Annotated in this window: 14 protein-coding genes; 13 read left to right on the top strand and 1 reads right to left on the bottom strand. The window is 53.7% G+C overall.

The features are described 5' to 3' along the window. Positions 1-289 precede the first annotated feature (289 nt). On the bottom strand, positions 290-817 hold the full coding sequence (locus VMW13_01665; protein HUV43516.1) for a DinB family protein: 528 nt from the start codon (positions 815-817) through the stop codon (positions 290-292). Between the two features lie 252 nt (positions 818-1,069). Here VMW13_01665 and VMW13_01660 point away from each other — a divergent pair, with 252 nt between their 5' ends. The 13 genes from VMW13_01660 to VMW13_01600 all read left to right on the top strand — a co-directional run. Beyond that, complete coding sequence (locus VMW13_01660; protein HUV43515.1) at positions 1,070-2,020, top strand: ABC transporter substrate-binding protein; 951 nt, start codon at positions 1,070-1,072, stop codon at positions 2,018-2,020. A 23-nt stretch (positions 2,021-2,043) separates the two neighbouring features. After that, positions 2,044-3,225: an ABC transporter permease gene (locus VMW13_01655; GenBank protein HUV43514.1), complete on the top strand. Its 1,182-nt coding sequence runs from the start codon at positions 2,044-2,046 to the stop codon at positions 3,223-3,225. Further along, positions 3,222-4,319: an ABC transporter ATP-binding protein gene (locus VMW13_01650; GenBank protein HUV43513.1), complete on the top strand. Its 1,098-nt coding sequence runs from the start codon at positions 3,222-3,224 to the stop codon at positions 4,317-4,319. The genes VMW13_01655 and VMW13_01650 overlap by 4 nt, the downstream gene beginning before the upstream one ends. A gap of 2 nt (positions 4,320-4,321) precedes the next feature. Further along, complete coding sequence (locus VMW13_01645; protein ID HUV43512.1) at positions 4,322-5,068, top strand: ABC transporter permease; 747 nt, start codon at positions 4,322-4,324, stop codon at positions 5,066-5,068. 91 nt (positions 5,069-5,159) lie between these two features. Continuing rightward, a complete protein-coding gene (locus VMW13_01640; protein HUV43511.1) occupies positions 5,160-5,510 on the top strand; it encodes a Rieske 2Fe-2S domain-containing protein in 351 nt (116 codons plus the stop codon). A 288-nt stretch (positions 5,511-5,798) separates the two neighbouring features. Beyond that, positions 5,799-6,071, top strand: coding sequence for a hypothetical protein (locus tag VMW13_01635; protein HUV43510.1), 273 nt, complete (start codon positions 5,799-5,801; stop codon positions 6,069-6,071). A 297-nt stretch (positions 6,072-6,368) separates the two neighbouring features. Next, positions 6,369-6,647, top strand: coding sequence for a hypothetical protein (locus VMW13_01630; GenBank protein ID HUV43509.1), 279 nt, complete (start codon positions 6,369-6,371; stop codon positions 6,645-6,647). A 420-nt stretch (positions 6,648-7,067) separates the two neighbouring features. Then, positions 7,068-8,363, top strand: a complete 1,296-nt coding sequence (locus VMW13_01625) for an ATP-binding protein (GenBank protein HUV43508.1) — start codon at positions 7,068-7,070, stop codon at positions 8,361-8,363. 29 nt (positions 8,364-8,392) lie between these two features. Further along, positions 8,393-9,001 (top strand): response regulator transcription factor, encoded by a 609-nt coding sequence (locus VMW13_01620; protein HUV43507.1) that lies wholly within the window; start codon positions 8,393-8,395, stop codon positions 8,999-9,001. A gap of 171 nt (positions 9,002-9,172) precedes the next feature. After that, positions 9,173-9,706, top strand: a complete 534-nt coding sequence (locus tag VMW13_01615) for an archaeosortase/exosortase family protein (protein HUV43506.1) — start codon at positions 9,173-9,175, stop codon at positions 9,704-9,706. Further along, a complete protein-coding gene (locus VMW13_01610) occupies positions 9,690-10,229 on the top strand; it encodes a hypothetical protein (GenBank protein HUV43505.1) in 540 nt (179 codons plus the stop codon). Before VMW13_01615 ends, VMW13_01610 begins: the two co-directional genes overlap by 17 nt. Next, positions 10,226-11,395, top strand: coding sequence for a signal peptidase I (locus VMW13_01605; GenBank protein ID HUV43504.1), 1,170 nt, complete (start codon positions 10,226-10,228; stop codon positions 11,393-11,395). Before VMW13_01610 ends, VMW13_01605 begins: the two co-directional genes overlap by 4 nt. A 29-nt stretch (positions 11,396-11,424) precedes the next feature. Further along, positions 11,425-12,762, top strand: a 1,338-nt coding sequence (locus VMW13_01600) for a DUF5305 family protein (GenBank protein ID HUV43503.1), incomplete at its 3' end; no start/stop codon positions are given.

The following is a 12,762-nucleotide window of genomic DNA, read 5'->3' as shown; positions in this document are numbered from 1 at the left end:
TTCCTGTCCAGGAAGGAGCCTTCCTACCGAGGAAGGGAGGAAAGATTATATCTGGGGGATACCGGCATAATCTGGTTTCGGATTCTGCTAACGTCATTCTTACAGAATGACGCCCAGACACCCCTGCCAGAAGGGGGCGCCTCTCAGAAGAGGCGGAGCCCCTCTGGACTCCCCTTTTTCATCACCCTGTTAGACTCGTTCCGGGATACGTGTTTGCCCCCTGGATTCCAGCCTGCGCTGGAATGACATCAACATCCATCATACGTCAAGATATTTACGAGACACTACACTAGTACTTTTGCCAGCCCTTGCCCTGGCGGAGACCGCGTACATAGGCCGCCTGGCCCGCGTGCAACACACTGTCATCCATTATGCTGATGAGTCGCACCCCAACTGTCGGCAGTGGCTGGAACCAAGGCTCATCAAGTTCCCGGTCGAGGTCTGATGCAGACAGCCGCCGGAAGTACGCCTTTGAGCGTTCAACCACTGCCCTGTTGTAGTTCATCAGAGTCTCAACATCGGGGGACTTGAACGCCGCCAGTTGCTCCGGAGTATGGCCAAATCCGATGTCTTCCGGATTGGCCTCTCGACCAAACCTGGCATGCCACCGCTGTTCGGTCCAGAGTTGCTTTTCCCCGGCCAGAGCAGATATCTGGGCGTCCTGCTGCCGGGTCAGGTGCCAGACCAACCAGCCAATGCTGTTGCAGTCAGGACGGGGCTGCCAGTTCAGATCATCTTCTGTGAGTCCACCTAGCACTCTCGCCACCACATCGACGATCCTTTCGTAGCCGTCTGCCAGCAAGTCTTGCCATTCCATTTGCGCCTCCATTTCTCATCCGTCAGGTGAGCGCGATAGTCTATGTATCACGCAAAGCTTGGCACAGTTGCTGGTGGCCCGTCAACATGTCCTGATGTGCTGTGGTTCAATTCGAGGTCTGCCGCCGGGGCTACAAGTCCACCCGAGGTAGAACAAGGGGGTGCGAAGCAAAGGGTGAGGGATTTGACACGAGCACTTGTGCTGCGTAAAGTATTTATAAGTACATCTCGTGAAGGAAGGAGGAGTACCATCATGAAGAGACTGTTGGAGTTAATCTTTGCTCTCACTATGGCGTTGGTCCTGTTAGCGCCCGGTTGCGCCGGTGGCGAGGAGTCGGCTGAGGAACTAAAAGGCCCGATCACGGTTGGGTCGAAGATAGACACTGAGGGATCACTTCTGGCACAGATGATGATACTGATGCTGCGAGATGGTGGCTTCGAAGTAGTGGACAAGTCTCAGTTTGGACCTACATCAGTGGTCAAGAAGGCGCTGGAGACCGGTGAAATCGACATGTACCCGGAGTACACCGGCAACGGGGCTTTCTTCTTCGATGAGGCCGACTCACCTGTTTGGAAGGACGCGGCCAGGGGCTACGATCGCGTGAAGGAGCTTGACCTGGAGCGCAACGATATCCTCTGGCTGAAGCCGGCCCCGGCAAATAACACCTGGGCGATAGCCATTCGGCGGGACCTTGCAGAGGAGCACAATCTAGAGACCCTGGATGACCTTGCGGCCTATGTGAACGCGGGGAAGGCCCCCACCATTAAGCTAATCGGTTCAGAAGAGTTTGTCAACAGCCCTGCCGCGCTGCCTGCATTCCAGGAGGCATACGGGTTCACTCTGGACAAACAGCAGTTGGTGACCGTTTCGAGCGGGGACACCACCCAGACCGAGAAGGCCGCAGGAGAGGGCACTGACCAAATCAACGCGGCCATGGCCTATGGGACCGACGGGACCATCGATGCCTTCGGCCTGGTAGTGCTCGGGGACCCGAGGGGCGTCCAGCCGGTGTACGAGCCCGCACCCCGAGTTCGTGGCGAGATCATGGAGAAGTACCCCGAGATCACGGACATCCTCGATCCGGTCTTTGAGTCACTGACCCTAGAAATCCTCCAGGAGTTGAACGGCAGGATTGGTGTTGCCGGCGAGAACCCGGCAGACGTTGCCAGAGACTATCTCACTTCCAAGGGCTTCCTGAAGTAGGCTCTTCTTCACCGCAGGAACAGATGATTCGTCGATTGGTCACCCGTGACAGTGTGGCACTCACCGGGTCAGTGATCGGGCTTGTTTCCCTTCTGTTCGGATGGCTGACGCTGAAGCCAAACCGTGTCGCTGCGGGAACCAGTTTCTGCCTGTGGGAAAGTACCGGCTGGCCCGTCATGCTGGCGATGACCGGGCTCTGGGTGACGTGTCTTGTGCTGAGCCTGGTAGCGGGAAAAGTAGTCAGAAAAGTCAGCCTTGGGGCTATTGCCAATCTTATTGTTGCAGTCACGTTTATCACTGTGGGGTGTACAAGCGGCCGACTTCTCGAGACGCAGGACGCGATTGCCCGCGTCTCGCTTGGGGCGGGTTTCTGGTTGACTCTGGGCGGGGCATATATCGTGGTTTTCTCCGCCCGGCAGGGTCTTCAGGAACGGCGTCTCTGGCGACACCTGGTTTCGTTGACCGGCGTCATAGTCTTCATCGTGCTTCTGGCGGTCGGGTGGTTTGACCAACTGTCTGTCCTGCAGGAGTTCTCCGGTCGTCAAGAGCGCTTCCTCCAGGAGCTACAGAAGCATGTCCTGCTCTTCGGCGGTAGTGTGAGCGTGGGTACGGTCTTCGGCATACTGCTGGGCATCTGGGCAACCAGGAGCAGGCGCGCGGAAAGGCCGATATTCTTCCTCGCCAACATCACTCAGACGATACCGAGCCTGGCATTGTTTGGTCTACTGATTGCCCCGCTGTCTGCCCTGTCCTTTGCCGTCCCCTGGCTGCGCGACATCGGGATTCGTGGCGTCGGAGTAACTCCGGCTGTAATTGCCCTCGTGATTTACTCACTGCTGCCGATAGTGCGCAACACGTACGTGGGTCTGCGCCAGGTAGACGTGGCAGCAATTGATGCCGGATTGGGTATGGGGATGACCCGTGCTCAGGTCTTTCGTAAAATAGAGGTGCCCCTGGCGGCTCCCCTCGTCCTCGAGGGGATACGTACCGCGTCGGTACAGTCGGTTGGCCTGACCACCGTGGCCGCGCTGATCGGTGCTGGCGGGCTGGGTTGGTTTATATTCCGGGGAGTCGGCCAGCAGGCACCGGATCTCATCCTTGTCGGGGCCATTCCGATCATATTCCTGGCCCTACTCGTCGATATTCTGATGCGCGGTGCAGTGCGATGGGCAACTCCTCGCGGTCTGCGTGAAGGAGAGGGATGATACGCCTGGAACAGGTGATAAAGCGTTACGGCGAAACCACAGCGGTAGACGGTCTCTCGCTGGAGGTGACCCGGGGTGAGGTCTGTGTTCTTATCGGCCCATCCGGCTGCGGGAAAACTACCACGTTGCGTATGGTCAACCGCCTCATTGAGCCCACGTCAGGTAGCATCTTCATAGACGGTGAGGATACCAGCAGGATCAGGCCGGAGAAACTGCGCCAGTCTATAGGCTATGCAATACAGAGTGTCGGGCTCTTTCCACACATGACGGTCGCGGCCAACATTGCCGTGGTGCCGGAGCTCCTGCACTGGGAGAAGCAGAGCATCGCGACGCGGACTGAGGAACTCCTGGGACTGGTCGGCCTGCCATATGCGGAGTACGTCGGGAAGTACCCCCACCAGCTCAGCGGTGGGGAGGCCCAGCGCATCGGGGTCGCGCGTGCTCTGGCGGCGGACCCGCCCATGCTGCTCATGGACGAGCCTTTCGGCGCTGTCGACCCATTGACCAGAGAAAGGCTTCAGGCACAATTCGTACGCATCCAGCAAGACCTAAGGAAGACCGTCATCCTCGTAACTCACGACCTTGACGAGGCCATCCGGCTCGCAGACCGCATAGCGATAATGGAGGCCGGGAGGCTGGTACAGCACGACACGCCTGAGACCATTCTCTCCCGACCGGCCAACAAATTCGTGCATGATTTCGTGGGTACGGACAGGGCGCTGAAGCGTCTTTCGCGTATCGGCATCGCTGACTTCGTCAAGCCCGCCGTTTTCGTGCATGTGGATGGTCCCGTTGAAGCGGCGATGTCAGCCTGTAGTGAGTGCTCCTGGGTCTGGGTGGTGGACGATACCAACCGCCTTGTAGGCTGGGTAGACAGGAACAGCCTTTCCGGCGCTAGCTCTGTGCGTGACAGTGTGGTGCGCGGTGACACCGAAGAGATTGCGATCGCGAATACAGCCACTCTCCGCGAAGCGCTGTCGCGTATGCTGGGACAAGGACTGAGGAGCATCCCGGTAATTGATGAGGGCTGCCGACTTGCCGGCCAGGTTGAACTCGGCGACATCGAAGCGGCGACATCTGAGGCGAGGGATTGATAATGCGCACCGGGCAGGCACGACGCTGGCTGGTTCTTGGTATACTGGTGGCAGCATTCATTGTACTCATCACCAATGAGCAGTGGTGGGAGGCTGTCTTCAGGTCCCTTTTCCCCGAGGAGAGCCGCGTGCTGCACCCGCGGGCCAGCTTGTTTGTGCTGGTCGGAGAGCACGTCCTGCTCGTCCTCTATTCAAGCAGTCTCACCGTTCTCATAGGTGTGCCACTTGGCATCTGGGTTACCAGGCCAGGCGGACGCAGCTTTCTTCCCATAGTCAGTGACCTCACATCCTTCGGCCAGACCTTTCCGCCGGTGGCCGTGCTCGCCCTGGCAGTCCCAATGCTGGGCTTTGGCTTACAGCCTACGGTACTGGCGCTGTTCCTCTATGGCCTGCTCCCGGTGGTGCGCAACACCATAGCAGGCATAGGCACAGTCTCACCTGATCTGGTCGATGCAGCTCATGGGATGGGGATGACCCGGGCGCGTACTCTGGTCCGTGTGGAGATACCGATTGCCGCAAGTGTGATTCTGGCCGGCGTTCGGATATCGGTGGTGATCAACATCGGCACAGCGATGATCGGGGCGGTCATCGGAGCCGGGGGACTCGGGTCACCGATTATCGCGGGGCTGGTGCAGGACAACCTGGCCTATATCCTTGAAGGTGCCGTACCTGCGGCCATCCTGTCCATCCTCGTTGACCAGTTTCTGGGCAACGTCGAGAGGAGCTTTTTCCATGAAATGGATCGGTAGTGCCGGGGAGAATGGCTGGTCTATCGGATTCGTGGGCTTTCTGACTCAGGTGCATCACGCAGTCAAGGTATGAACACTCAGGAGGACAGGCATGGCAAGATTCGTGAAGGTAGGTAACGTAGGCGAAATGGAAAGCGGAGAGATGAAAGCGGTACAGATCAACGGACATGAAGTACTCGTGGCCAGGGTTGGAAACGAGTACTACGCGTCAGACAACCGCTGTCCGCATATGGGTGGCAGGTTGTCCCAGGGTCAGCTGCAGGGCACCATCGTCACGTGCCCTCGCCACGGTTCCCAGTTTGACCTGTCCAGTGGTGAGGTGGTCCGCTGGTTGAAAGGCTCAGGACTCCTGGCAGCGGTCAGCAGGGCACTTAAGACACCCAGGCCACTCATAACCTACAGGACCAAGGTTGATGGTGACCGAATACTGCTGCGAACCTAGACCAGGATTTACTACCACTGAACGAACATCGGGATGTTTGTCCAGCCATGCGTATAGCTATCTGATACCGTTTGCCTTTTCTATTAAATAGAAGTCACCACTGGACGAACATCGGCATGTCTTTCAATTGGAGTGTACGAACGCCCCAAGCTTCAGACGATAACTGTCGCCTACACCCCGACCATGACTGTGGACAAGAGTTAGGAGCAGAAACAGGGCAAGATAGAGCAACTATGGGCATGTTTCACGAACCTCTTGGCGTGCGGAATGTAGTTACGACGTCAGCTAATGGAACTGCTGAGGAATCGTGTCCGAGACCACCTCGCCTGGGAGGAAGTAGCCAACATTCCTGAAGCCGAGGGCCTTGACGACATGAGGGAGACACTGTTGAAGGGCTTTCGGGTCCAGGCGCGAGGAAACGACCCGGACGCATTGGTACAGGCATACAACACGGTGGTCACCGTTTCTGCCAAGGGAGATGTCGAGGCCCTTCGTGTCACTACAGGCGAGGAGCCCGTGTTTGAGACCATCAAGAAGGACAGACGCTGTCGCATCCAGTAGTCGGCGATTAGCGCAAAAGCTCTTCTGCCCGAAGGTCCGTACAATCTGTGGCGCTCCGGCGAGACCTCTCGGCGTGCCAGCGATCTAGTGCGAGCCTTTGCGCAGTTCCTTCACCTACCCAAGATGCTCCGCCAGAGGGATATCGTTGAGACCCTGTCTCTCGGCTGCGAGCAAGGCTACTTCGTCCTCTGCCTGCCTCGCCCGGACAAGTCCTAGCAGACTCTGTGGCGGACAAGGCCGAGTGATACTGACCTGACAGAGAGAGAGCTAGAGGTCGTCCTGCCGGAGGCGGCTGAGTTGACCCAGGTTGACAGCGGGCTCATGGCTCTATGTGCACTGCCGGGACTGTGGCCCGAAGACCGCTTCCCTGTTACTGTGGGCCAGGTGCACGAGTTCTTCGACGGGGAACACGTGGCTAAGGTGCAGCGCGAGGGTTACGAGGAGGTGTTTCAAATACCCGCGGCACTTGAAGAGGTAGTCGACCATGCCATTGAAGAGGCAGTCAAGGCCATTATGCTCCGGCTCACGTCAGGGCCAGCCAGCGTTTTCAAAGAGCCAATCCCTCTCTCCAGTTGAGCATAGGCCACCGTTATGTAATAGAGCGCTTCTTCAAATGGAGATGTTGTATCCAGCCACGGCTCCGCATAAGACCTGAGCCCTACTCCCCAGGTCCTGAGCCTTTCCAGGGTATTGGCGGCAACGAGTACCGACAGGAATGCCCGGTCCATCCGCCACAACAGCAGCACGTTAAAGCGGCGCCTACCGGCATCATCCTAACATCAATACTAGTCCACTTTCGGAAGGCAGGCCATATCCCAGCAATCGAAGAGACATACTAATCTGCTGATTATGCTCGCTGAAAATAGTCCTTTAGCTACTATAGAATCATCCTTTTGCATAATTGCCAATTCCATCATTTCATATATCTTGTTAGATAGAGAATCATACTGTTCTTTGTATCGTTCATGAGGACTCGAAATGAGGCAAAACGTTCTAATGAATGTACTGGCAAAGACAACACCTGATTCCTCGTCTGCAAAGTCCGAGTTAAGGGCTAATCCTGCCATTTCTTCGAGACTTGGTTCAGCGCTGGACAAGTTCAAGCATGGAAAAGCATATACCACCGCCAGCTATGAGAAGAAGGTACTCCTGCAAATTTCATTATTCCTGGTTGGTTTCCGGCTACTGGCTCTGCTGATTGCCGGCATTCAAGTGTTTTTCTATCGCGTTCCTGAACAGCCGCCGATTCTCCTGGTTTACATCTTCTACGCAGCCTCTAGCTATACCGTTGTTAAGACAAGATTCTATCGTTTACCGTCATCAAACTCTACGGCATATGTGACTCTAGCCGTTGATGTTCTGATATGTACCGCTTTGTTTGCTCTAAGCGGTAGCATTCAGAGTCCCTTTCTATTCTATTCTCTAACCCCTGTCATCTTTGCAGCCCTGTTATTGGATACCAGGATAGTAGCAGGCACTGCTATCGTTTCGATCTCACTATTAGTACTCAGCCATTTGTTCATAGCTCCGGGCAAGACGACTCTTTCTTTGGCTGAATCCACCTATCTGGGAGTTTATGCCATATCAGTAGTATTGACGGCCATACTACCTTATCTGGTAAACCTTAACATTAGAAAGCGAATTATTAATGACAATGTACAGCGAGAGAGACAGCGTTTGTCCCATGAACTCCACGACGGTGCTGTGCAAACAATCACCAACCTTTGCTGGCAAGTCCAGCTCCTGCAGCGGAAGATGACAAAATTGGGTATTGAGTTTCCCGAACTAGACCAGGTTGCCCGCCTTGCAGAGCAAGCCCAAACGGATACTCGCGATTCACTGGCTTTTCTACGCGCCAATCACGGATATGAAAGTATCTCTACCAGGTTAAAAAAATACACGGAATATATCAGGTCTCAATCCGGTATTTCTTTCGATATTGAGGACACGATTGATGAACTTCATTTATCTCCCCCGGTTGAAAATCAGCTCCTGCGTATTTGCCAGGAAGCTCTGAATAATGTCCGAAAATATTCAGGCGCTCATCTGGTTTCCATTTGGACCACATTTGATAGGAACCGCGTTTTATTGATAATACGCGATTACGGACATGGTTTCGACCAGCTATCAAATCCATCCGGTAGTATGACCGGAAACGGACAAGGTTTATCTATCATGCAGGAACGTGCTGAATCCGTTGGAGGGAATGTCCAAATTGACAGCATGCCGGGCAGGGGTACTGATGTTAAAATAAGCATTCCGCTGCAACAATCAGCCAACGGTAGGAGGTAGCCATAACAAACGCAAAAAAGATACGCCTGATGGTAGTGGATGACCATATCGTGGTCAGACACGGTATTATCAGTATTATGAAGGAGGAGACGGACATAGAAGTTGTCGCTGAGGCTGGGGACGGTATTGAGGCAGAGATGCTTGCTCTGCAATCGAAGCCAGACGTAATCCTGATAGATATTTCAATGCCGCACCAGAACGGCTTTATTACGCTGTCACATATCAGGCAGAAGTTACCAGAAACGCGGGCACTCATAATAACTGCATCAGATAAGGAACAGGACCTGTTTGAGGCGCTTCGGCTCGGCGCATGCGGCTATGTCCTGAAAAACGAAAGCATAGACAGCATCGTCAGCGCCGTCCGTCATACGGCAGCAGGGGAATCGGTTATATCCCCTTCACTGGCTACCAGACTGGTGGGCCAATTCCGGCTTACAACAGGAGCAACCAAACTCAGCCACCGGGAAGAGGAAATTCTGCGCCTGGTTGCCGAGGGGCTGTCCAGTACTGAAATCGGCCGCCGCCTTTTCCTGGGGGAAAGTACGGTCAGAACCTACATCGGCCGCATAATGGACAAGCTGCACCTGCAAAACCGGGTTTCCTTAACGATATACGCTGCCAAACATTACTCTCAATGATGTACGGTAACAGCAGGTATGATTCCGGCACCGGTTTTAGTGGATTTGTGAATGATATGTTCATCCTTGATTGCTGCCCTGTCGACAGGAAACAGACCAGTTCTCTAATGGGAGGCAATATACGGGCACAAACTTGAATCAGGTACAGCCCGTAATACCATGATGAAAAAAATGGGTAGACTTAAATTCTCCCGGTTGAAGCCGCTGGTTGTGCGCCACAGGGCTATTATACGCTCTGTCATGATATTTATTGTCTTAATCGGTATATGGTCCGTTTTTTACCCCAGGATAATGGATGCCCGCGGTTTGGACTGGCTGATGCAGCTGGTAGCCGGACTCACGACCTATCTACTCTGGCTGCTGGGAAATCCGGTAAACCTGAATGAAACTGTTGTCGCCTCGTCTGTTTTCTCCATGCAGGTGGGCAATGAATGCACGGGCATAGTACCTGCTGTTATTTTAGTGGCCGCTGTTATAGCTTATCCTTCTTCTATATTGAAAAAGATACTATGCCTCGGCCTAGGCATACCGGTTATTTTCCTGATAAACCTGGTACGTACTGTGAGCCTTTATTATGTCGGGGTTCATATACCTCAATACTTTGATATCACCCATTTTGTGGTCTGGCAATCAATAACCATCCTGGTGGTAATCGGCATATGGCTACTGTGGATTGGGAAGGTCGTCAATGTACAGCCGTCATAGGTTATTATTTTTCTTCCTCGAAGTAACGGGCTTGATATTACTACTGGCAGCCCTGTTTCCGTATATTGCCGGCCCCTACGCCAATTCGGTTGCCAGGTTGGCCGACATGACGACACCTTCGAGTATTATTATCCAGGCACAAGAGGATACCTTTTTAATATATTTAAAGGGTTATCCGCTGCCTTCGTCTCTACATGCGCTGCCTTTCTTCGGGGGATTCATACTCCTGCTGGCCCTTGTCCTGTTTACGCCGGGTATTCCGGTAAAAAAACGGCCTGTTTATCTTGTTGTCGCCCTGTCATGCAGTATTGCCATCCAGGTAGCCAGTCTGGCGGCCATTGGTCTGATTGCCTATTTTAACACGGAGCGGTGGCTGGGACGCTCCATAGCCACGCTTTTTCTCTCCATCGGTATCGACCTGTTTCCAGTGCTGATCTGGGCTATCGTATCCTATAAATACTGGCTGCCAATCTTTTACCACCCGGCCTTGCCTGAAAGTATTTCAACGGGCGGAGAGTCTTGATTAGAAAGTTCTCTATTGATTCAAGATTTGTACTGGTACTTTCTCTGGTGGGAATTTACGTGTTGGTAAATTTCGGCCTTCCCACCATGGGCAACCGTATCTGGAGCACCTACCTCATTTTACCCGTCACCTGGCTGCTGCTCTTCATCGGCACACTGAAATTGCTGCCCCCGGCCCGGACCCCCCGCGAGAGAGTACGCCAGGACTTTCTCATCCTGGCCCTTACCGGCGGTATTAGCCAGCTAGTTGCCTATGTGTTCGGCGGCGTATTTTCGTCCTTCGGAGAGAGCCCCTATACATTCACTTTTCTGGGCATTTCGCGAAATTTGTTCCTGGTCACCGCAACACTGCTGGGCATGGAGTTCAGCCGTGCCTGGCTGATACGGCGTATGGGTAGTAAACACACCTGGTCTGCGATAGTCTTTGTGGGGCTGCTGTTCACAGTAATAGCCGTCCCGTGGGATGCCCTGACGTCGCTGAGGTTTGAAACAGACTCGATAGCATATTTGACGGGTACTTTCTTCCCTCTCCTGGCTGAGAATGTGCTGGCAACCCGGCTGGCTCGCTCCGGAGGCCCTTTAGCATCTTTGCTCTACCGGGGTATATTGCAGTTATTCTGGTGGTTCAGTCCCGTTATACCGGACCTGCAATGGACATTCCGGGGGCTTATCGGTATCATTGTCCCTCTGCTGCTTCTGGTTGCTGCCGGCAGGCTGGAATCATCACTCGTAAAGCGCTCCCGTACCAGAATGCAGCCCGGATTTTTGGCCACTGCCGGCTGGCTGATGACGGCTCTTGCTGGTGTATGTATCATCTGGTTCTCGGTAGGCCTTTTCCCGCTCAAACCGGCTTTGATTGCCAGCGGCAGCATGCGTCCTTACATGGAGGTAGGAGATATCGCTATTATGGCCGAGTTTACAGAAGAACAAATTCAGGTAGGTGACGTCATCCAGATACGCAGAAGCGAAGATGAAAACATCATACACCGAGTTATTGAAATTCAAGAGACGGAGAGCGGCAGGGTATTCGTTACCAAAGGTGACGCTAATGAAGACCCGGATATTTATCCGGCGGCTGCCCTTGCCGTAACGGGTAAAAACATATTCGTTATCCCTAAAGTCGGGTGGCTGGCGGTACTGGTGAAAAATGTAATAGGCAACAGGTGATGTACGGCTTAAACAGGGAGTGGATAGTAATGGCCTGGAAAAGATGGATGTCAGTATTTCTACTGATGGCTTTACCAGCGTTAATAGCGGGTACTATTATCGCTTTCTCCAATCCATTAATCATTGAGGAAGAAGTAGTGCGGCTTTCCTATACTCAAAGGGGAGACTTTGATTACACGGCCTGCCTTGCACCGTCATACCTTTTCGGTCCTGAACCCCGCCAGGAAGAACCCCTGCCCACCAATACGCGCTATCCGGTTGCCATCATAGATGGTATTGATATGACCTTCACCTACTGCGGCCAGGCTGACTCATCTAAAGATGTTACCATCGATGCCGTACTTGAAAATGAAGGCCTCTGGCAAAAAACCCTGCCCCTGATATCGCAGGAAGGGCTAACCGGCAATCAGATAGACATACCGTTCAAACTGGAAGTACGGCAATGCAATGACCTCTTCGATACCATCGAGACGGAATTAGGGGTGACCGGCAGCCGCCGGATGGCTATCGTGGCCAATGTCAAGGAGGGAGACAGCGTCTTCCGGCAGAGTTTGCCCCTTAAACTGAGCAACACTATCCTGGAAATCGATGGTGACCGGGTACTTTCTGAAGATGATTGCAGCGGCGTATTCAATTATACGGTTCAGCTCAAACCCAACTCGGTATTTGATGCACAGAGTATTACGGTGCCCGTACTCGCGGCCCCGCAACCGTCCCCTCTAACGGAAGTCAAACCGGGTACCGTCCTCCTGGCCAACCTGCTGGAAACAATAGATATGACCTTCAGATATGAGTTCAAGTGCAGCCAACCGGTAACCGGCCTCAAGGAGCAGATTGCCGTAGACGCCCTGCTGGAAGGGGCCGATATCTGGAAAAAGAGCTTTGTCCTGGTACCATCCACCTCTTACAGCGGTGACCTGCAAACTTCGTTTTCCCTGGACATCACCGGTATCAGGGATTTACTGGACAATATCCGCCATGAAATAGGCAGCGCTGCTTCTACTTACCTGCTAACTATTCGGGTCGATGTCCTCACCACTGCAAATACGGCTCAAGGCAGCATCAGGGAAAGCTTCAGCCAGACGCTGACTGCCGATATGGGAAAGCCGGTGTTCGCCTTCAGGGAAGACCTGAATAAAGTGGTACCAACTACTCTCACCGACACGAGCAGCACCAAAAGCACCAGGACAGCCCTGGGGCTGCCTTTACCTGCAGGGCGCCTGGTATTCCCTGTTCTTACCTTCATTTTCATTCTGGCAGTGGGATTGATTAACTTTAATGATATTCGGCAGTATCGACGGCCCGCGCCATCATACGAGCAGCAGCATAAAGCTGTGCTGAAAAAATACGGCAACCGTCTGGTAGAG

Source organism: Dehalococcoidales bacterium (assembly GCA_035529395.1).
GTDB lineage: Bacteria > Chloroflexota > Dehalococcoidia > Dehalococcoidales > Fen-1064 > DUES01.
This window is presented reverse-complemented; position numbering and strand designations above follow the sequence as displayed.